The organism is Ochrobactrum sp. A-1 (genome assembly GCF_022488005.1).
Lineage (GTDB): Bacteria > Pseudomonadota > Alphaproteobacteria > Rhizobiales > Rhizobiaceae > Brucella.
Window position 1 is genome coordinate 1,275,942 of sequence record NZ_JAKVQC010000003.1, and the last position, 21,300, is coordinate 1,297,241.

Consider the following 21,300-nt stretch of genomic DNA (forward strand, 5'->3'; position numbering starts at 1 on the left):
CTTTGATTTCCGAAGAATTTCGGTCTAGAGAGCAGCCATGACCAATAAGATCATCTATAAGATCGCTCCGCGCGACCTTTGGGCACAAGCAGAACAGGCTGGTAGTTTTACCGGGGCTCCCGTTGATATTGCCGATGGCTATATCCATTTCTCTACTGCAACACAGGTGCGGGAAACGGCAGCCAAGCATTTTGCGGACCAGCAGGATTTGCTTCTGATCAGTGTGAATACTTCCGCGCTTGGCGCAACATTGAAGTTTGAAGTTTCCCGCGGCGGAGCCCTATTCCCTCATCTTTACGGCGAGCTGCCGCTTGCAGCGGTTTTAAAGGTTGACCCCTTGCCACTGGGTGATGACGGTCTTCACATTTTTCCGGAGCTGGAAGATTAATGAGCGGGCTTTTTGAAACTCTCGGGCGACGCGCCCTTTTTGCCTTCGATGCGGAACAGGCGCATGGCCTTTCCATCGCAGGCCTGAAGACAGGCCTTGTTACCTGCGGCGCGCCAAGCGATCTGGCTCTTTCCGTCAAAGTTGCGGGACTACAGTTTCCAAATCCGCTCGGCATGGCAGCGGGTTATGACAAGAATGCCGAAGTGCCCGATGCGCTGTTGAAATTGGGCTTCGGCTTCACCGAAATTGGCACCATCACGCCACGCCCGCAAAGCGGCAATCCGCGCCCACGCATTTTCCGCCTTGTGGAAGATAGAGCGGTTATCAATCGCCTCGGCTTCAACAATGAAGGCCATGATGCGGCGTTTAAACGCCTGTCGCAACGTGCAGGCAAGAGCGGGATCGTGGGTGTCAATATTGGCGCCAACAAGGACGCCGAAGACCGCATTGCTGATTATGTCGCCGGTATTCGCCGCTTCTATCAACTGGCGCGTTATTTCACGGTCAACATCTCTTCGCCCAACACGCCAGGTCTGCGCAATCTTCAGGCTCGCGACAGCTTGCGCGAATTGTTGAGCCGTGTATTGGAAGCCCGAAACGAAGAAGGCAAGATGTGCACGCTGAAGCGTCCTGTTTTCCTCAAGATCGCACCCGATCTGGCAGACGAAGAACTGGACGATATCGCGGCTGAGGCAACCGAACAGAAGCTCGACGGCATCATCGTTTCCAATACGACGCTTTCACGCGCCGGATTGAAAAGCGCAGAAAACCGCGATGAAACAGGTGGGCTTTCCGGCGCACCGCTTTTCGACCGCTCCACAATCGTCCTTGCCCGCATGCGCGAGCGCATCGGCCCTGACATGCCGCTGATCGGGGTTGGCGGCGTGGATAGCGCCGAGACGGCACTGACGAAGATCAAGGCGGGCGCCGATCTCGTCCAGCTTTATACGGGCTTGATCTATCGCGGGCCGAACCTGCCCGCCGAAATCGTGCGCGGCCTGTCTGCCGCCGTAAAACGCGAGGGCGTTACCAACATCGCGGCACTGCGCGACCGGGACACCAAGGACTGGGCCCGGCGCGAACTGACTGCATAAGGATCAATGCATGTCTTTATCCCAAACTGGTTTCCACCTTTGGGAAACATGCTTTGATCACGCGACGAATTCTGTACGATAGCGTCGTGGCAGGATCGCCAGAAGCGTAACGCCACGAATTGACAGAAACAGATTGAGAGCCAGCCAAAGCCCGTGATTACCCATCACGGGCTTTGCTGCATAAAGAACCACCAGAAAGAATGCGAGCGACAGGAACATCATGTTGCGCATGTCGCGCGACCACGTGGCGCCGATATAAACCCCGTCCATATGGAAGGCCAACAAGCCCGTAATGCCTGTCAGCGCTGCCCATGGCAAATATTTCAGGGCCTCGGCATGAACGTCTTCGGCCTTGGACAGAAGCCCGATGATCGCATCGCCGAACACCAGCAGGAAAAAGGCAATGATGCTCGCCATGACCAGCCCCCATACGAAAGTGAGCTTGGCGCCACGCACAAAGGCCGGGCTGTAACGCGCCCCGATCGACCGGCCGACAATCTGTTCGGCAGCCGCCGCCATGCCATCCAGAAAGAAACCGGCAACGAGGAAGAAGTTCAACAAGACCGCATTGGCTGCAAGCGTGACCGGGCCGAGGTCGGACCCGGCCCGCGTAAAGAACGCGAAGGCCGTGAGAAGCAGGAATGAACGGATCATGATGTCGCGATTGACCGCAAACATCCGCAAAATCCCCTCTTTCTGAAAGATACGCGCCCGGTTCGGACGTAGCGATGCATCCTTGCGGAAATGCCGCAGCACAATGAACATGCCGACAAGCGCAGCAACGGTTTCACCGGTTACCGTGGCCCATGCAACACCAGTCACACCCCAACCCAATTCCAGCCCAAGGATGATGCAGAGCACGATATTGATGCCATTGAGCAGCACCTGAAGAGCAAGGCCAACAATGCCCTGTCCGCGACCTAGAACGAGCCCAAGGATCGAATAATTGATCAGCGCAACCGGCGCCGACAACATGCGGATCGACACATAGGTCGCCATAGCTTCCTGCGTGGCAGAGGTTGGGTGCATGAAGGTGGATGAGACCGCAATGATGATCGGCAGACACAAGATCATCAGACTGCCGGCCACGACCGCAATGATGATTGCGCGCCAGAAGATGGCCTGTTCTTCTACCGCATCTTCCGCACCTACGGCCTGCGCGACAAGTCCAGTTGTGCCGGACCGCAAGAAATTGAACAGCGATAGCAGGAAGTCAAATACGAGTGCGCCAATCGCCAGACCGCCGATCAGCTCGGCTTGACCCATCTGGCCAACAACGCCCATGTCCACGAGCCCCAGAAGTGGGGTCGTGATCGCGGCAAGCGTCATTGGAATGGCGATCAGCATCACCATCCGGTGTGTTACGTCGAACGGCCTTGTTACGCCACCAACACGTTGTAGCGACTGATCCATTATGCTTGTCCCGAATGCATTCCCTCTGATCAAGATCATCTACTCTGGAATCAATTGGAACTACAGATAATTCGGCCACCGCATTGTCGCAGCTCCTGACAGCGAACCGTCAGGAGATATGAGACCGTTACAGTCCGAGCATCATGGCCCAGTATATATAAGTAGGCTTGTTTTCGGGCGTAGCCCAGGCAAGGCCATAATGCTCAAAAGTCGGATCAAGCATGTTCTTGCGATGGCCGGGAGATTTCATCCATGCATCGAAGACGGCTTGCGTATCGCGCTGTCCTGATGCCACGTTTTCGGCTGCCGGTCCGCGAATACCCGCCTGACGCAATCGCGCAACGAAACCATTCCCCCAACCAACACTGTGGCCGATCTTGGCATAACTCGCCATACGTCTGGCCTGATACAGCGCGGCCTGCTCAAGCTTGGAATCCGTCGCCATCAAAGGCAGACCGTTCGCCTTGCGAATAGCGTTGAAAATCGGGGTGGGATCATTGTCTCCGGCAGCCAGCGCCATGTTCAATGGCACTGCCGATACCGCCAGCGCTCCACCGGCCAGGACCAGAAAACCACGTCGGCTGAGTGTAAATCCTTGTTTTTGCTGCATTGCCTGTCTGAGCTATCCAATTACCGAATTGAGTTCATTTCCGGTAGCTGAGGATACGGAGCAAAATAAAGGCAGGAATAACGACTGCTGCACCGAGAATGAAATAATCGACAAAGCCAGCAATCGCCGAAAAGCCCATATTCCAAAGGCGCAGGAAGAAATCGCGAATGCCATAGAAAATATCATAGGGCGTCCAGTGAAACGCACTCATGACCACGCCGACGACCAGCGAGATTAGCACCAGCTTGATCAGGATACGGGCGGGCGTATCGCCAAGAAAACGGTTCACACCATCGGACATGCAAATCTCCTGAGTGGTTATTGGTCAAAGCGACAGATTCATCGCGCAAGAAATAGGCTGTCCGTGCAACCTTCGCAAGTTCCACACGTGTTTATCGCTGTTTGCGGTAATCGCGCGGCGCTTTCTGCTTTTGCCGTGAAAATGAGCGGTTCATGCTGCGCGTATCCGTGAAGCCGCTTGCAACAGCCACTTCCAGCAGTGACAGACCCGTTTCGGACAAAAGTTCCTTGGCCTTTTTCACCCGAAGCTCTTCGCGAACCTCGAACGCCGTTCGCTCAAGAGCGAGTTTGAAACCACGTTCCATCTGGCGGACGGAAATTCCCAGTCGCCGTGCGACGTCAATCATCGGCACCGGGTCTTCCAGCGTTTCCTCAAAAATACGGATCGCCTTGCGGATCATTGGCGAGCGCACACCGTTGAAGCTCAGAGCGGGCTGCTCTGAACGAACAAGCTCGTAAGGGATCATGAGGATGGATGCACTCTTGCGCGCCAGTTCCTCGGAAATTTCGTTCTGTATGATTGAAAGTGCCAGCGACGCCGTACCAAGCCCACCAGCACAGGTGAAATGTCTTCCGCTACGATGAAACAGGCTGGTCGTATCGGCGGAATAACCGTCGAAAAGCTCCAGAAAATCGTCGCGATGGAACCAGCTGACGCAGCAATTGCGATCCGGCAGCAGATCGGCCTCCGCCAGCAGAAAGGCGGCCGTACAAAGACCTACCACGGTCTTGCCGCGCCGGTCCGCACGCTTGATGAGATCGATCAGTGCCTGCTGCCTTGGCCGATACTGTGCAAGCAGCCCGCCGACAACCGCAACATAATCACAATCATCGAGCTCTCCCATGGGTGCAGTCGGCTCGATCACCATGCCGGAGCTGGAGGTTACGGGGTCTCCTGATAGCGTACAGATTTTCCATGCGCAGCGTATCTGGCGGCTCTTGTCGCGATCATCGGCAGCAAGGCGAAAAGGATCGAGGAAAAGGCTAAGCGCACTCAGCGTAAAACCCGGCAATGCAACAATGCCGACCGATAGCCTGCGCTGCGAAGCATCCGTTGCTGCCTGAAGCTTCCTGTCCTGATCCCGTTCGATTCCAGTCGTCACTTAGGTCGCTCTCCTCCACCCATAATTATATCTGCTTGGAGGAGGCTGATATAGTCAACGAAAATGCTTGGAAAGCTTCAACTGCTGCGCTTGATAGTTGGAGCCGAGGTCGACACCGTAAAGCGCAGATGGGCGGTGCAACATGTGTTCGTAAACCAGACGCCCGACGATCTGCCCGTGCTCCAGAATGAACGGAACTTCATGGCTGCGAACCTCCAGAACGGCGCGGCTGCCGGTTCCACCCGCAGCACTATGCCCGAAGCCCGGATCGAAGAAGCCTGCATAGTGAACTCGGAATTCGCCAACCAGCGGATCGAACGGCGTCATTTCCGCTGCATAGAGCGGTGGAACATGCACGGCCTCGCGCGAAACGAGGATATAGAATTCATCCGGATCAAGTACGAGTTCGCGCGCGCCGCGATCGTAGATCGGTTCCCAAAAATCGAGAGCGTCATGGGCTGCGCGCTTGTCCACATCGACAACAGCCGTATGGTGCTTGCCGCGATAGCCGATCAGCCGGTCAGGACCGCCGGAAAGATCAACCGACAGGGCAATGCCGCCGCCGGAGATATTTGGCATCTCAGCAGCAACCAGCGTTTCGGCATTATGCAGTGCGGCGAGTTCAGCTTCATCAAGCTGGGCACGCCCTTTACGGAAACGTATCTGCGACAGGCGCGATCCCGTGCGAACGACAATCGGAAATGTGCGCGGGCTGACTTCCAGATAAAGCGGACCACTATATCCGGCAGGCACCTTGTCAAATTCCTGCGCCCCGTCGGCAATAACACGGGTGAAGATATCCAGGCGACCCGTTGAACTTTTCGGATTTGCCGATGCCGAGAGGTCTTGTGACAGTGCCAAGCTTTCGAGGAGCGGAACAATATAGACGCAGCCAGTTTCAAGAACAGCACCAGCGGTCAAGTCGATCTCGTGCAGCTTCAGTCGTTCCAGCTTATCGATGACTGGTGTGCCGGGCCCCGGCATGAAGGAGGCGCGGACACGATAAGCTTTTGCACCAAGCCTCAGATCAAGGCTTGCAGGCTGTATCTGATCGGGATCGAGCGGGCGTGGCGACGCCAGCAAACCGCCTTCAAACAGTGCGGAAATATCCGCATCCGCCAGAATTCCAGCATCTTTCTGCATCATCAACCCCACACTCCGTAGCCTAAAGCATGTCGTGCTTTATCGTATTCAAGCGACACGCTTTAATCTCTTGTTTTCACGCATGTCTTTACCCCGAAACCGGTTCTCACTTTCGGGAGACATGCTCTAAGCATTGCTTGACAAAGACCATTGACCGCTCGCGGCGTCAATGCCAAGCCTCGGAACGGCTTGAAACCAGGTTTTCCGCAGGAATCCAAGCACGGATGCAGTGCGAGAGATGCGGTTTTCCTGAAATGGGGCTGTTTCGGCATTGACGGCTCTACACAACAGGCATAATGAAAAACTGTTCCGTGGTGATTTGGCCGGCCGGCTTGCAGCCACGTTAAAGAATTCGCTAAAAAAGGCCGCGGTTCGTTACCGGCCTTTTGCGTTTTCGCAAGGCCGGTTTTTTATTGGCCGCCGAGGCTCGACTACCCAGCCCCGGCCGACCAGCTTTCGACAGGTTGGAAAAATGACGACTGAGAATACCCGCAAGTTTCGCCCTGCAACCGAACTCGTGCACGCCGGATCGCTGCGTTCCGGATTTGCCGAAATGTCGGAAGCCATGTTTCTGACGCAGGGCTTTCTTTATCCCAATGCCGAAGCCGCCGAAGCGCGTTTCAAGGGTGAGGACCCGGGTTTCATCTATTCGCGTTATGCCAATCCGACCACCGACATGTTCGAAAAGCGCATGTGCGCGCTGGAAGGCGCTGAAGAAGCCCGTGCAACCGCATCCGGCATGGCGGCGGTCGCAGCCGCCATCTTGTGTCAGGTGCAGGCGGGCGATCACGTGATTTCTGCCCGCGCCGTCTTTGGCTCATGTCGCTACATCGTTGAGACGATCTTGCCTAAATATGGCGTCGAAATCTCGATCATCGACGGCTCCGATATTGAAAACTGGAAAGCAGCTGTTCGCCCGAACACCAAGGTCATGTTCCTTGAAAGCCCATCCAATCCGACGCTCGAAATCATCGACATTGCTGCCGTCGCGCAGGTCGCCAATGAAGCGGGCGCCAAGCTGATCGTTGACAATGTTTTCGCCACACCGCTTTTCCAGAAGCCACTGGAGCTCGGTGCGCATATCGTTGTTTATTCTGCAACAAAACACATTGACGGTCAGGGACGCTGCCTTGGCGGCATAGTTCTCTCCGACCGTGAATGGGTTGAAAACACCTTGCAGGATTATTTCCGTCACACAGGTCCGGGCCTTAGCCCATTCAATGCGTGGATCATGCTGAAGGGCCTCGAAACATTGGCGGTGCGTGTACGCCAGCAGACGCTATCGGCGACTGCGGTTGCCGACTTCCTCGCAGGCAAACCGGGCGTGAAGCGCGTGATCTATCCGGGACGGGCCGACCACCCGCAGGCCGATATCATCGCCAAACAGATGACAGGCGGTTCGACTCTCATTGCCCTGGAGCTGGAAGGTGGCAAGGAGGCAGCGTTCAAGTTCCAGAACGCATTGCAGGTCTTCAGCATCTCCAACAATCTGGGTGACGCAAAAAGCCTTATTACTCACCCGGCAACCACGACGCACAAGAACCTTAGCGACGAGGCGAAAGCTGAGCTCGGTATTTCGGACGGCCTCCTGCGAATCTCGCTAGGCCTTGAGGATACCGATGATCTCGTGGAAGACGTGGAAGCAGCCCTCAAGATCTCTCGCTAAGCTGCTATATCTCGATACTGTGGCTTTTAGGCTGCAAACAAAAGCACAAACAATGCAATTGCCGGAACATTTCGGCAATTGCCGCATATTTACCGCTCCGAATTGTTGACCTCTACCGCAACTTTAGCGATAGGTGGGCGAATAGCGGCGTCCTAGAACCGGCGAACCGTTGAGTAGATCAGCATTATTGCAATACGGCTTAGCCATATTGCAGGGTGCAAGGCCGATGCGAATGTAGGGCGGGTGCGCATGTATAGAGCGGTGACGCGGGGGATCGAAGTTTCTGTCGAGCCTTTCTATCTGGAAGACCAGTCCGAGCCCGACGAGAACCGTTATGTCTGGGGTTATCGCATCACGATTGCCAATAATTCCACGGAAACCGTGCAACTTCGCTCGCGTTATTGGCAGATTACCGATGCGAATGGGTATGTCGAGGAAGTGCGTGGGCCGGGCGTGGTCGGCGAGCAGCCAACTCTCGAACCAGGCGACTCTTTTCAATATTCATCGGGCTGCCCGTTGACCACCACTTCGGGGGTCATGGTAGGGCGCTATCAGATGCAGGGGAACGGCGGCAGCTTGTTCGAGGTTGATATTCCGGCCTTCTCGCTTGACATGCCGGACCTGCGACCTACACTGAATTGAGGAATTCCTCACCTTATTCCCCAACGGATTGCATATGAGCAGAACATACAGAAACATTCTGTTCATTGGCATTTTTTGTCTATACTGGATCACGCTCGATCCTTTCATTGATTTGCGCAATCCCGATGTTCTTCTCGCCCAGGAAGCGGGAAATGCGATGCAACAGCTACTTTCGCTGGTTGTCACCGCGCTTAGCTTCGCAGTTCTCTGGCAGAACCGCGATCTGGTCGGCAAAGTGCTGTTTCCCTACTTTGCCATACTGCTGGGATGGCAGTTCATAACGGTAATCCTTTCTACCCAACCTGATCTCTCGTTTCGTCGCTATGTTTTCAGTGTCACGGTCGTCATTACCGCTTTAGCCTGGCTCCTTCTGCCGGAGAACGAAAACCATTTCATCCGGCTCATCAAGCCGCTTTCACTGTTCGTGTTGGGACTGGCCTATTTCGGCGTTATCTTCTTGCCAGCCGTTTCCATTCACAATCTGGCGGAGGTGTTGGAGCTGACGAATGCTGGCTCTTGGCGCGGACATTTCGCACATAAGAACATCGCCGGACCAGCAATGGTGGTGCTGAGCTGCTACGGCATGTATCTTTGGCGGTCAAAAGCCCGGCTCAGCGGGACAATAATCACCATAGCCGCGCTTTTTTTTCTTTACAAAACCAATAACAAGACCTCTATCGGCCTGGTTGTGCTGGCCTTCACCCTCGCATATTGCCTGTTGCGAACGCGAAGCCTCGCCGTGAAAGCGCTGATGGTTTATGTCCCTCTTCTGATCATGGCTTATCTGACGTTGGGAACAGTCCTTTTTCCTTCAGCCAAAAGCCTCGTCGAAAGCTTTGCTTCCGATCCCACCTTCACCGGCCGTACCGAGATATGGAAATTCACCATCAGGCAACTTACGGACCACCCATTGGTAGGCTATGGCTATGATGCTTTCTGGGGCACCTCGCGGCTGGTGAATGGCGGATACGACGTTGAAACATGGGCGGCCCGCGCGGGCCACGCACACAATGCCTATCTCAACATAGCGATTACGACGGGTGTCATTGGCTTGGCTGCACTGATCTGGTGGATTGGAGTCCGTCCACTGCTCGACTTCCACCGCGCGCAACGATCAGGAAATTCCCTTAGCCTAGCGCTCATGTATCTTCAGATTTGGTTGTTCATAATGTTCTACGCCAATCTGGAGACCCCGTTCTTCGTCGCGCGTGGACCAGTCTGGTTCAGCGTGCTTACAGCGGTCATGGGTTTGCGGCTGCATGCCTGCACCGCGCAAAAGAAGCAGCAGTCCCAAATCCCTTCTAAAAGTGGCTTGCCCATCCGGGCCATAAGCTAAGTCGTCAGTACGGCGGACGCAACATCGATCAAATCTCCAAGCAAAGCCGGATCCAAGAGCGCCTCACCTTATTTTCAACCAGGCTGCATATCGACCTTTTTCCGCTGCGACCTCCTAGATCCCAGGCGTGTAAATGGTTTTTCAATCACGAGATAAGAGATCCTCGCCGCCACGAGGCTGCCAATGACAATCGCCGTGGCAGCCAATGGAAAGGCCTTCTCACTCAGACCGAGGCGATTGAAGACGGCCCAGCCTGCGCCAACGAGAAACATATGTGTCAAGTACAGCGAATAGGAGCTGTCACCAATCAGCAGCAGCAGATTTCGGGGTGAAAGATCGTGCAACCAGCGCTCAACGCAAAGCGCTGTTATCACCAACAGCACGGACGCGATCAGGTAAGCAAGGAATTCGATGAAAAGCGGCCCTTGCGTGAAATCGACAGTGAACAGCGTGGCGATTCCCAAAAGCATCGCGAACACCAGCACTGGCAAGCTATGGACGGAAAGGCGGGCCCAAACCCCTCTTCTTTGCAGTTCGGCGATCCACATTCCTGCTATGAACGGCATCAGGTTGAAATTTAAATAAAAAGCCGTAACGCTCCCGTGACGCGGGACGAAGAACGCGCCTAAAACGAGCCCGCCAAGTACACTGCTCATCAATATGGTGCGCTGCAATCCGTTGCGGCACCACCAGAACAGCGAGAAGAGAACATAGAAGAAGATTTCGTAATTGAGCGACCAACCCGGCTTGAGTAGAGGCCGCCAGTCATCGGGAATGCCGGGAACCGCCATAGGCAGGAAGGCCATCGACTTTAGCAGATATTCGGGCGTAAATACGGTTGTCTTGAAAAGGCTCGGCAGAACAATAGCGCAGACAGCTAGGAACAGTGTGCAGATCCAGTAAAGCGGCACCACCCGCATGATGCGCCGCCGCATGAAGTTTCCCGGCGTGAAACCGCCGGAATGAATATAGGCAATGATAAAGCCGCTGATGACGAAGAATATCGACACGCCAAACGCACCGAAAACGCCAAGAATACGCGGAGGATCGGTTAACGTATGCTGCAAGGTATGATCGATCACGACCAGGAGAGCTGCCAGGCCACGTAAAATCTGTATGGAGTTGAAGTTTTCATTCTGTGTGCCTAGCCCCGACAATCCACCACCCCATTGCCACAATCCCCAGGCAGCAGAGCTAGCATACTTCCAGGAAAAATACATGGCAATAATCCGCAGTGGGAATGTGACAATCCAGCAGCTTTGGGTCAAGAATATAGCGAATGTAGTTCGGTCACAGACTCACATGGATGACATCTCTATTGGCTGACGAGTATGACGTATAGAGAGCGAGCGCCAAAACCGGCGCTCGTTTTCAACATCTACAGACGTTCGAGCAGGAAATAGGTCGTTGGTCCAGGCGGCACGGGCAATGAGGAAACATTGCTCCAAAGCTCCACACCTATTGGAGAAGTACCATCTCCCGACACGACTTGCGGCTGTACGCCCCCGTCGAGATTGATAGGAGAAATTCTCCATGGGCGATCGGTTGACAATGAGAATTGCACCCATTCGACTTTGATCTCGACAGGCAACGCCCCATAATTAGAGACAATCTTCTGCTCCGTATCGGAAAAAGTCATACCGGTATTACGAGCATTCGTGGCCATGATAATTAAAAGCTTGCTGCTTTGCGCCACTGTTTGCCCATCAAGCGACGAGACCGCGAACAGGCTTGCACCGGAAGCATTCCAAACAGTCATCTGACCGAGTGAAATGGCCTGGGTAACCGATGCAAACGCTACGGCCTCCGTGTGCGGCGTAACAACCCTCATCTGTTTCGCCGCTATGTCGAGCATGATTTCTCCAGTATCACTGGCATAGATGCCCGACGCCGCGTCGCTAAGATTATCAACCGCCAGCACGCCACTGTTACGTAGGAACGTGATTGCCGCCGCTTGGGAGTTTATCTGACGGGGCGAGCCAACCAATACCGCTCCGGGTGCTTGTGCAGCATCTCCTTGTGCGAAACCTGTCATCAAAGACATGATGGTAACGGCGTCCGGTTCCTGTGTGTCCAACCCAACAAGATTGCTGACATCCTGTACTTGCGCTACGATCTGATGAGCGGCCTTTGCGACATCCCCGCGCCGGAACAGCAGTGCTGCCAAAGTTTCGCCAGCACGAGCAATGGGATCAAGTGCCGTTCTATAGGGGCGGATATACTGTTCGTTAAAATCGCTTCCACCATAGCCAAGAACCAGCGCTCCATTGCTATGGCGGCAAAGCACATCCCATCCTTGAAACGCGGCATAAGATGGCATCGCCAGACCGGCCTCATATCGAAACCGATTCCAGAACAAGTGGTCGTATTCTGTCATGACAAACGGCTTGCCGAAATGCCGCGCCGAGGCCGCAAGGCGGAAGTATTCCACCGCATTGGCGAGCGAGCTGTTCTGCTCGATCTGGCCACCCGGCGACATATCACCAATCCAGTCGTGATAGGTGTTCATCGCAACTCCTGCCTGATTGCTGCGCGTCAAAGCAGGTTGGATGCCCGTCCAATTGTTATACGGTGCCACTACGCCTTTGAAACCCATAGCCCGGATACAGTCGCTCATCCTCTCCATGGTTCGTGTTTCGATATCCACGAGAAAGCGGGCGAAATCTCGCAGCCGCGCCGTGCCGGCATAGCGATTTGCCGGCAAGATGACGGTGCTGTTCTCCAAATTCTCGTTCAATGCCAGTTCGCTCCCCCATGCATTAGCGAGAGCAGCTGTCGTACTGTAGCGTTCGCGAAGCCATTGGTTGAAAGGTACTCGCAGTTCGGTCAATCCCTGCAGGTCGCCGTTGGCGTAAATCCACGAGTTGAACGACAATCCATTTTCATTAAACGGCACGACAACCGCCATTGCCGGGTCTTCGAAAGGCACAAGCCCGGTGTAAGGATTGACTGTACCGAATATATCGACTTGAAAGCGCAGCCAGTGGCCGAAGGCCGCATTTTCAACATGCGTCTTCAACTTCAGCCTGCCTTCCGTTCCCCAGCGGTCCGTTACGCCGCCCAACGCACCGCCATTGGATGTAAGGCCATCTACGATCCAGTAGATGCCGTTCTGCTTCAAAGCGGCCATGTAGTAGCGGAATCGATCAAGAATATCCTGCCGGTATTCGAAATCTTGAAGCTGGCCCTCCATCAACGCAATGTCGAGGAAATGGAACCGAACACAGTTATATCCATGGCGGCGCAACTGAACGGCCATCTTATCCGCTGTCGCGTTGTCGGGAATATTGCCGATAGTGCCGCACAACAGCCGATAAGGAGCCGATGGGTTACCCTGCAACGCGATGTGACCATCTGGATTGAGGATGAGCCGTCGCTCCTCGGTGATCGCCGGATTCAATAGAAACGTTGAGAAATCGAGTGGGCTGCCCGCCTCGATCTCGAGATTCTGCTGGGTAACTGGTAACCAAATATCAGGCATATCATATCTCCACAATTAACCAGTGAAGATTAACAGCCCATCTCGCTATGGGGATAAATTCCTAATATAAAAAACTTACCCGTCCATTAGTTACCGAACTCCGCCGGATCAAACTCGTAGTGTTTCGAGCAGAATTCACAGGTCACGGAAATCTTGCCGTTATCCGCGCTTTCCGCAATTTCCTCGGCTGTGAAACCTGACAAAACACCAGAAATTTTTTCCCGCGAGCAGGAGCACTCGTCCAACACGGGCACTGAGTCAAACACACGCACGCCGCGTTCATGGAACAGACGGTAAAGCAATCGCTCTGAGCCGACTTGTGGGTCCGTCAGTTCCGAACTTTCGATTGTGCCGACCAGCGAGCGGGCTTCGTCCCACGCATCGTCTTCCGGATGAAAGACGGCTTCAGCTTCATCCTCCTCGCCTCCCGGCAGATCGGGAATGCGTGCGCGCAGTTCGGATTCCGGGAGAAACTGAATGATCAGTCCGCCAGCACGCCACTGTTCGACAGGCTTTCCGTCGGCGCCTCGCTCGACAAGTTTGGCGACACTCAGTTTCAGATCAGTCGGAATCTGTTCCGACTGACGGAAATAGGTGGTAGCAATTTCTTCCAGTGTCGAACCGTCCAGCGCAACGATGCCCTGATAGCGCTGGGTATAGGCCCCCTGATCAACCGTGAAGGCAAGCGTGCCTCGGCCGAGCAAATCTTCGGGATTCGTCTTGTGAGCGGCGATCGCCTCCTTCAACCGCTCCTCGTCGAAACGTGCGTAAGCGCGTACCGAATGCGGCGTGCGGAAATCGACCACCAGCATATCGACCGGACCATCGGACTGCGTCTGGAAGATAAACTTGCCTTCGAATTTGAGCGACGTGCCCAGCAATACGGTCAGAACCGTTGCTTCCGCCAGCAGGCGGGCCACTTCTTCCGGGTAGTTATGGCGTTTCAGGATACCGTCGATACTCGCGCCAAGCTGAACCGCACGACCACGCACGTCGAGACCCTCCACCTGAAAGGGCACAACAGCGTCATCGCCTGCGAAGTCGAAATCGCCCAGATTGACCTGAATGTTTTCGACGTCCATATGCTCATTGCTGGTCTTATCAGCCAAATTATGCTCCTTGCAGGCACCAGGCCAGAATGGCTTTCTGGGCATGGAGCCTGTTTTCCGCTTCATCGAATACGACCGATTGCGGTCCATCGATCACTTCATCCGTCACTTCCTCGCCGCGATGGGCAGGCAGGCAGTGCATGAAAAGCGCCTTCGGATCAGCCTTCGCCATCAGTCGCGCATTGACCTGATAGGGCATGAAAACGTTGTGGCCGCGAGCATGATCTTCCTGCCCCATCGAAACCCACGTATCGGTCACGATGCAATCCACACCGTCGGCCGCTCTTTCCGGATCGATGGTAGACATGATGCTCGCGCCGTTGGCTTTCGCCCAATCGACATATTGCGACTTGGGTTCGCTGCCTTCCGGCGTTGCGATATTGACGTTGAAATCAAAACGCGCCGCAGCTTCAACCAGCGAGTGGAGGACGTTGTTGCCGTCCCCCATCCAGGCAAAGGTCTTGCCTTTGATCGGGCCGCGATGTTCCTCATATGTAAGAACGTCAGCCATGATTTGACAAGGGTGCGTATCGTCCGTCAGCGCATTGATAACCGGAACGGTCGCATATTCGGCAAGTTCCAGCATGCGTTCATGCGAGGTAGTGCGGATCATGATCGCATCGACATAGCGCGACAGAACCTTTGCCGTGTCGGCGATGGTTTCGCTGCGTCCGAGCTGCATTTCCGAACCGGTCAGCATGATCGTCTCGCCGCCGAGCTGGCGCATGCCCACATCGAACGACACGCGTGTACGCGTGGACGGCTTTTCGAAGATCATCGCAAGCACCTTGCCTGCGAAAGGTCGTTCGATTTCTCCCGCCTTCAGGCGCGCCTTGCGCGCCTTGGCGTCTTCCATGATTGCGCGAAGCTCCGACGCAGGAACAGCGGAGAGGTCGATAAAGTGTTTGATCCCGTTATCGCTAGCCATGATATCACGCCGTCTTGCTGATCGGATTTGCAGTTGCGAGCCGTTCGACGGCCGCTTCGATGCGCTTCAGCGCTTCGCGTGCTTCCTCTTGCGTCGTCACCAGCGGCGGAAGCAGACGAACGACATTGTCGCCAGCGCCTACGCTCAGGAAATGCTCGTCGCGAAGAGCCTGAATGAGGCTGGCATTCGGCACCACGCATTTGATACCAATCAGAAGGCCGCGACCACGGATTTCAGAAACGATATTCGGGAAGCGATCAACGATGGAGGCCAGTCCCTGCTTCATGACAAGAGCGGTTGCTTGGACATTTTCGAGAAAGCCGTCAGCCAGAACAACATCAAGCACGGCATTGCCGACAGCCATGGCCAGCGGATTGCCGCCATAGGTCGTGCCGTGAACGCCTGCAGTCATGCCCTTGGCAGCTTCGGCGGTCGCAAGGCAGGCACCCATCGGGAAACCACCGCCAATGCCCTTGGCCACAGCCATGATGTCAGGCTTGATACCGGCCCATTCATGCGCAAAAAGCTTGCCCGTGCGGCCAACGCCGGTCTGCACTTCGTCCAGGATCAGCAAGAGGCCTTTTTCGTCGCAGACCTGGCGCAGCATGCGCATGAATTCTTCAGGGAAGCCGCGCAGACCGCCTTCGCCCTGCACCGGTTCGAGCAGGATTGCTGCCGTCTCGTCGGTAATGGCGGCACGCAATGCTGCTTCATCGCCGAACGGCACCTGATCAAAACCATCGACTTTCGGGCCAAAACCTTCGAGATACTTGGCCTGACCGCCGGCGGCAATTGTGGCCAATGTGCGACCATGGAAGGCGCCTTCAAAGGTCACAATGCGGAAACGTTCCGGATGACCGCTTACATATTGATAGCGCCGCGCGGTCTTGATCGCGCATTCAAGGGCCTCAGCACCGGAGTTTGTGAAGAAGACCTTGTCGGCGAAAGTGCTTTCGACAAGCCGCCGTCCGAGCTTCTCCTGCGCGGGAATTTCGTAGACATTTGACAGATGCCACAGCTTTTCAGCCTGGGACTTTAGCGCCTCCACCAAATGCGGATGCGAATGACCAAGCGAGTTCACTGCAATACCAGCTGCAAAATCGAGATAGCGGTCGCCGTCTTCGGTAATAAGCCAGATGCCCTCACCTCGCTCGAAGCGCAGAGCCGCACGATTATATGTGTCGTAAAGCGGTTGCACGGTCGTAGCGTCGGTCATAGCGTCAGGCCTCCAAAGCCCTTTTAGCAGCTTGCCCGGCAGCACCGGCAAAGCTGTGTTTCCCATAAACAGTCCTCAAGCGCCCGAAACGGTTCCCACCCTTCAAAAAGCGCCGATACTCCATCCCCAGCTGCCATAAAATATAATGAGACATGAGAGGAATGGCCCGAATAACTCATGCTTCTCGCCTGAGCATTCGGCAGAAATAAAAAACCGCCCCCAGGGCGGCATATTTATCTCGCGCGTATATTGGCGTTCATAGAAAAAATGTCAATCAAAGCAAACAAGGTTTGACGGCCATCTTTCAGCATGAGTTCATGCATTTTCGGCCTCTTCTAACATTCGCCTGTCGAAGGCGACTTTACGCGCGCATCCACACTCTATAAAGAATGGCCTCTCCTCGACTGAGGCTACCAGACGGCAGGTCCGCTCGAAAAGTTCGCAATGTTCCATCCTGAAACAATCCGGGTTTTCAGTTCAGAAGCAATTGCATGCAAAATATCGGCACCGATCAAAGAAAAACCGTCTTTAGCACCCAAGTTGGGGAAAACCATAAAAATGGAATCTGCCTGACAAGGCTATCCCTTGTCATGGAGTCGTTGAATATTGTAGTTTCTATTTAGAGATTAAAGCTACATTTCGTGCGGCGGACCTAGTCACCCGGATAGATATGGTGTTTGAGCTTGGAGAAATCCGAGAACACTGGCGGATTCCGGATAACGAAAATGATTGGAGCCCAGGGCGATGAACTGGACAGACGAACGCGTCGAACTACTGAAGAAACTGTGGAGCGAGGGCTTGAGCGCGAGCCAGATCGCAGCGCAGCTTGGCGGCGTGAGCCGTAATGCAGTGATCGGCAAAGTGCACCGTTTGAAGCTTTCTGGCCGTGGCAAGACCACGACCGCTGCTCCGCGCAGCAAGAAGGTCAATACGGTTGCGGCAGCGCCGCGTCCTGCAGCACAGCATTCAACCGGCGTGCATACGACGACGATGCGCACGGCGACAGTCACCAAGACGGTTGGCGCCACGGCCCTTCAGATGGACTACGCCGTAGACGTCGTCGCGGAAACCGTGGTGAAGCCCGCTTCTGATGTGGTGGTGCCGATTTCGCGTCGTCTTTCGCTGCTGCAACTGAGCGAGCGCACCTGCAAATGGCCGATCGGCGATCCGCTGAACGAAGATTTCCATTTCTGCGGACATGAATCGGGTGAATCCAGCCCATATTGCAAGTATCATTCGCGCATGGCCTTTCAGCCGACCGCGGAACGCCGCCGGGCTCGTTGATACACGCATAAGATTTGAGACAAATGGCTCCGGAGCGCAAAACTCCGGGGCCGTTTTTGTTAATAGACAGCAATCATTTCAAAATGGATGTGTAAGCGCCCAGCGTGCGGTCGGCGATCCCGCTCCAGCTATAATCCCGCGCAATCCAGTCAATCATTTCCTGCGACTGCTCGTTCGTCAGCGGCTGATCGATCTTCTGCCGCAGCGCATCCTTCAATGCATCGACATCGCCAAGCGGAAAATAACTCTCCTTCGCAAGCCCCACTTCAACATTGGCGGTGATATCGCTTGCGAGCACGTTCAAGCCATAACCCATCGCCTCCAGAAGCGCGATCGGCATGCCTTCATGGCTGGATGGCAGGACGAACAATGAGGCCTGACTGAACAAGGCTGACAGTTCCTCCCCCTGAAGCGCGCCGGTCAGAACGACACCCGGCACAGCTTCAGCTCTTGCGCGAACCATTTCGGCATATTCAGCCGTGTACTCCGCCGACCCGATAAGAGCCAGTTTCAAAGAAGAGTCGGACAGCTTCGCGAAAGCCTCGATGAGATCAAGCTGGCGTTTTTCCGGAACAATTCGCGCGACGAGAGCGATATACCGCTCCGGGGACAGGCCATGCTTCTCCAGCCACGCCTTGTCGCGGCAGGCAGGACGAAGCGTGACGCCATTCGGGATGAAAGTGATCGGCACATTGTAATGCTGTTGCATCGTTTGCGCGATGTCGTTGGACACTGCGATACGCGCATTTGCAAAGCGCATTCCGCACCATTCGCCAAGCTTCAGCATCGTACGCGCCAGACGCCCCCACTTCTGACGATTATAGTCAAAACCGTGATGGGTCACGACCGTACGCAACCCCAGCAGGCGCGCCAGCGGAACGGCGAGAGCCGGACCGATTGCATGAATATGCAGGACGTCCGGACGTTTGAAACCCGCCCGCAACACGCCCAATATCGTATGGACAATCGCCTCGAATTTCATGGAAGTCGGAGCCCAGATCGGTGTTACCCGCACCCCTTCCCAGACATAACGCTGTTTCTTTTCCAGATAGGGACGGCGCCCGATGACCTCGACGTCCCATCCCTTCAGCACGTAGAGCCGAGCGAGCTCCTCGACGTGTTTTTCCACCCCGCCCTGTACGTTTGGAACGCCACGCAAGCCGAGCATCATGACGCGAGGTCGTTTGTCGTTTCGGACCATCAAAGCGCCCCCAACTCGGCATAAAGTTCCAATGTCCGGTTCCTGTATGCCTGCGGTGAGAATTCGTTACCGGCCCAGACCCGCCCTACATTTCCCATCTTGCGCCGGGACTGCGGAGATAATCCCGCGAAATCGCCAAGAACGCGGGCGAGATCATCAATATCACCTGCACGCGAAACCATTCCGGTTTCGCCTTCGATAATCATTTCTGGAATTCCACCGATGTCCGCGCCAATCACCGGCACCCCAAGCGCATAGGCTTCCAGAATGCTGATCGGGGCATTTTCATACCATTCAGACGGCAAAACGAGGGCTTTTGCTTCGCCGATAAGGCGATGCAACCGCTCGCCCGAGACATAGCCTGCGAATGTAACGTCGCCCCCCGTCTCAATTGCGAGAGCCTTCAATGATTGCTCTTCAGGGCCGGTACCTGCAATGACGAGTTTTTGACCCGCAATGGCCGCTGCGCGAATGAGGGTACCGATCCCCTTTTCGGGTGCCAGTCTTCCGACATAGGCGAAATAATCGCCTTCGTCCGGATAGGGCTTCAGGTCGTCCGTATGGGCGAAATTGGGAATGTAGACCAGTTTCTCCTCCGGCCAGCCCCATTCAGCAAGTTTCGCAATATAAAAGCGGCTCGGCACGACAATACGGTCAAGCGTATTGCGGTAAAGGCCAAGCATGCGATGAATTGCCGTCTCGACGAAAACCAGCCCGCTCAGCGCCGTGGAATCCTTGATGCATTTGTGAAGTGCCACATTATAGATGCGCCCGCCCTTGCAGCGCTCGCAAATCTGGTTGTGTGACAACATCTTATAGGCCGGACAGGCCAGTTTCAGATCATGTGCCGTCATCACCGTCGGCACACCGGCTTGCTTCAGAACCGGGAAAATCGACGGCGATAAATGATGATAGATATTATGCGCATGTGCCACGTTCGGGCGAAAGCGTTCGATCAGTGCCTTGATGCGGTCACGCGCTTCCCATGAATAGATGATCTTGCCCGCCTGCACGACTTTAGTGAGCGGGCTGCTTTCCCGGCCATACTCAATTTCCGAAACGAAATAGGAAGACCAGTCGGATGCAAAATTATCTGGATGCTGCATTGCGAAAGGGGCTGTTTGCCAGCCGATCTCAGAAAACAGTTTTATATGGTCGAGAAAAACAGTTTCGGCGCCACCGCGCCGATAAAAGTAATTGTTGATCGCCAGCAAGCGATGTTCTTTATCATTTATATGCGTCAAGCAGCACCTCGTTGTGCGCCAAGGCGCACCAAGGCCTCGCGAACAGAAAGAACAGTCGCCCCGCTTTTCACCGCATGAGATACGAGGCGTTCAAATGTCTCAGGCTTACACCCGAATTCGGTCGGCGTATCGCTAACATCGTGGGTGTAGAAAACCAGCCAGCCGGGATTGGCATTCAGATCATCGATCCAGCGGGTCTGGCGTGCAGCATTGTCATCCGGCTGCCTGATTTCAACGGCCTGCAAAAAGGCAAGGTCGATCATGCCGCGATTGATGCGGTTGCCGCCCCCGCGACATGTTGCGAAACGATCAGCAAAAAGCCGACGCGACATCATGGAAGATGCGCAATATGGATAGGCAAAATTGCGCGGTCCGGCACGATCAGGCTCGAATGTATCGAGATAGGCAGTGTTGCGATCAAGGTCGGACACTATTTCCTGGGCACCGAAGTAAGGAACCTTGAGATGGTTATAAGTATGGCACCCCAATTCGTGCCCACGCTCGACCAGCTTCCTGCACCCTTCCTGCGTGATCAGGTTCCTTTTGGCTTCTTTCGTGCCAACCAGATTACCGGCAATATAAAAGGTGCCGTGGGCCCCGTACTTGTCGAGAATAGTAGCCCCGGCGCTTTCCGCCGTGTCAGGCACATCATCGAATGTGAAAGTGATGATCCGCTCGTTCATCGGCAAGCAGAACGGGCGCAACGGAAACCGACGACTGATACTATCGTTCAGTCGAATGGCATACCATTCCAGGCGACTGCGCGCCCTGTCGAGACTATCCATTTCCACCAATGCCCCAGCCCCCAAAAGCCGTTTCAGTCAAGCCTTGCCTTTGCCTGCAAACGCGATCCGAAGACAGCCATCTTTATACAGAACCACAATGCCCCACCATCCTGAAAGAACGTACTTTCCATACAAGACATATATAATCCGTAAAGCCAAAGGTGAATGTAAAGGAGCGTTAATATAGGGTCGTCATCTGTGCTTTCCGCTTCCTTAATATATCGATACGGAAAGGCCGTTACCCAGATAAGTGTCAGAATTAAACCGATAACACCAGCATTGATCATTATATCCCGAAAAGAACTATGCGCATTGAAGGCGGCAGCGTTCTTGTGTGCATATTGACATCAGCACCCT

The 21,300-nt window shown here is 54.8% G+C and carries 19 protein-coding genes and 1 riboswitch; of the genes, 6 read left to right on the plus strand and 13 right to left on the minus strand.

Features of this window, described 5'->3' with window-relative positions:
* The first annotated feature begins 37 nt into the window (after window positions 1–37).
* The gene (locus MKS82_RS07990) at window positions 38–388 is read left to right on the plus strand and encodes a DUF952 domain-containing protein (RefSeq protein WP_109986033.1); all 351 of its coding nucleotides are present in this window, start codon (window positions 38–40) and stop codon (window positions 386–388) included.
* Window positions 388–1,482: a quinone-dependent dihydroorotate dehydrogenase gene (locus tag MKS82_RS07995; RefSeq protein WP_109986032.1), complete on the plus strand. Its 1,095-nt coding sequence runs from the start codon at window positions 388–390 to the stop codon at window positions 1,480–1,482. The genes MKS82_RS07990 and MKS82_RS07995 overlap by 1 nt, the downstream gene beginning before the upstream one ends.
* 57 nt (window positions 1,483–1,539) lie before the next feature.
* Here MKS82_RS07995 and MKS82_RS08000 read toward each other — a convergent pair whose 3' ends face one another.
* The 5 genes from MKS82_RS08000 to MKS82_RS08020 all read right to left on the minus strand — a co-directional run bounded on the left by MKS82_RS08000 (window position 1,540) and on the right by MKS82_RS08020 (window position 6,054).
* The gene (locus MKS82_RS08000; RefSeq protein WP_109986031.1) at window positions 1,540–2,895 is read right to left on the minus strand and encodes an MATE family efflux transporter; all 1,356 of its coding nucleotides are present in this window, start codon (window positions 2,893–2,895) and stop codon (window positions 1,540–1,542) included.
* Window positions 2,896–3,022: 127 nt separating this feature from the next.
* Entirely contained in the window at window positions 3,023–3,505 is a 483-nt protein-coding gene (locus tag MKS82_RS08005) for a CAP domain-containing protein (RefSeq protein ID WP_109986030.1), read from the minus strand.
* A 34-nt stretch (window positions 3,506–3,539) separates the two neighbouring features.
* Window positions 3,540–3,806 (minus strand): DUF6460 domain-containing protein, encoded by a 267-nt coding sequence (locus MKS82_RS08010; RefSeq protein WP_105543134.1) that lies wholly within the window; start codon window positions 3,804–3,806, stop codon window positions 3,540–3,542.
* 91 nt (window positions 3,807–3,897) lie between these two features.
* Window positions 3,898–4,908, minus strand: coding sequence for a GlxA family transcriptional regulator (locus MKS82_RS08015; protein WP_109986029.1), 1,011 nt, complete (start codon window positions 4,906–4,908; stop codon window positions 3,898–3,900).
* Window positions 4,909–4,962: 54 nt separating this feature from the next.
* A complete protein-coding gene (locus MKS82_RS08020) occupies window positions 4,963–6,054 on the minus strand; it encodes a 2'-deoxycytidine 5'-triphosphate deaminase (protein ID WP_240578586.1) in 1,092 nt (363 codons plus the stop codon).
* Between the two features lie 298 nt (window positions 6,055–6,352).
* Window positions 6,353–6,432: riboswitch (SAM riboswitch) on the plus strand.
* 91 nt (window positions 6,433–6,523) lie between these two features.
* On the opposite strand from MKS82_RS08020, the gene MKS82_RS08025 reads away from it, so the two are divergent.
* The 3 genes from MKS82_RS08025 (at window position 6,524) to MKS82_RS08035 (ending at window position 9,695) form a co-directional block, all read left to right on the plus strand.
* A complete protein-coding gene (locus MKS82_RS08025) occupies window positions 6,524–7,717 on the plus strand; it encodes an O-succinylhomoserine sulfhydrylase (protein ID WP_109986027.1) in 1,194 nt (397 codons plus the stop codon).
* Between the two features lie 249 nt (window positions 7,718–7,966).
* On the plus strand, window positions 7,967–8,359 hold the full coding sequence (apaG, locus tag MKS82_RS08030; protein ID WP_061344992.1) for a Co2+/Mg2+ efflux protein ApaG: 393 nt from the start codon (window positions 7,967–7,969) through the stop codon (window positions 8,357–8,359).
* Between the two features lie 34 nt (window positions 8,360–8,393).
* Entirely contained in the window at window positions 8,394–9,695 is a 1,302-nt protein-coding gene (locus MKS82_RS08035) for an O-antigen ligase family protein (RefSeq protein ID WP_109986026.1), read from the plus strand.
* 74 nt (window positions 9,696–9,769) lie between these two features.
* Here MKS82_RS08035 and MKS82_RS08040 read toward each other — a convergent pair whose 3' ends face one another.
* The 5 genes from MKS82_RS08040 to MKS82_RS08060 all read right to left on the minus strand — a co-directional run bounded on the left by MKS82_RS08040 (window position 9,770) and on the right by MKS82_RS08060 (window position 16,429).
* Entirely contained in the window at window positions 9,770–10,915 is a 1,146-nt protein-coding gene (locus MKS82_RS08040) for an acyltransferase family protein (RefSeq protein WP_109986025.1), read from the minus strand.
* Between the two features lie 158 nt (window positions 10,916–11,073).
* A complete protein-coding gene (locus MKS82_RS08045; RefSeq protein ID WP_109986024.1) occupies window positions 11,074–13,176 on the minus strand; it encodes a glycoside hydrolase in 2,103 nt (700 codons plus the stop codon).
* 86 nt (window positions 13,177–13,262) lie between these two features.
* The gene (locus MKS82_RS08050) at window positions 13,263–14,285 is read right to left on the minus strand and encodes an Hsp33 family molecular chaperone (RefSeq protein ID WP_109986023.1); all 1,023 of its coding nucleotides are present in this window, start codon (window positions 14,283–14,285) and stop codon (window positions 13,263–13,265) included.
* Window position 14,286: 1 nt separating this feature from the next.
* Window positions 14,287–15,213, minus strand: a complete 927-nt coding sequence (gene argF / locus MKS82_RS08055; RefSeq protein ID WP_109986022.1) for an ornithine carbamoyltransferase — start codon at window positions 15,211–15,213, stop codon at window positions 14,287–14,289.
* Between the two features lie 4 nt (window positions 15,214–15,217).
* Window positions 15,218–16,429: an aspartate aminotransferase family protein gene (locus MKS82_RS08060; RefSeq protein WP_109986261.1), complete on the minus strand. Its 1,212-nt coding sequence runs from the start codon at window positions 16,427–16,429 to the stop codon at window positions 15,218–15,220.
* A gap of 744 nt (window positions 16,430–17,173) precedes the next feature.
* Between MKS82_RS08060 and MKS82_RS08065 the strand changes: the two genes are divergently transcribed.
* The gene (locus MKS82_RS08065) at window positions 17,174–17,713 is read left to right on the plus strand and encodes a GcrA family cell cycle regulator (protein WP_061344986.1); all 540 of its coding nucleotides are present in this window, start codon (window positions 17,174–17,176) and stop codon (window positions 17,711–17,713) included.
* Between the two features lie 73 nt (window positions 17,714–17,786).
* Here MKS82_RS08065 and MKS82_RS08070 read toward each other — a convergent pair whose 3' ends face one another.
* Genes MKS82_RS08070 through MKS82_RS08080 form a run of 3 tightly spaced genes read right to left on the minus strand, consistent with a single transcriptional unit; the run spans window position 17,787 to window position 20,943 of the window.
* A complete protein-coding gene (locus MKS82_RS08070) occupies window positions 17,787–18,914 on the minus strand; it encodes a glycosyltransferase family 4 protein (RefSeq protein ID WP_109986021.1) in 1,128 nt (375 codons plus the stop codon).
* Window positions 18,914–20,158: a glycosyltransferase family 4 protein gene (locus MKS82_RS08075; RefSeq protein WP_109986020.1), complete on the minus strand. Its 1,245-nt coding sequence runs from the start codon at window positions 20,156–20,158 to the stop codon at window positions 18,914–18,916. Before MKS82_RS08075 ends, MKS82_RS08070 begins: the two co-directional genes overlap by 1 nt.
* Entirely contained in the window at window positions 20,155–20,943 is a 789-nt protein-coding gene (locus MKS82_RS08080; RefSeq protein WP_240578587.1) for a polysaccharide deacetylase family protein, read from the minus strand. The genes MKS82_RS08075 and MKS82_RS08080 overlap by 4 nt, the downstream gene beginning before the upstream one ends.
* Window positions 20,944–21,300 lie beyond the last annotated feature (357 nt).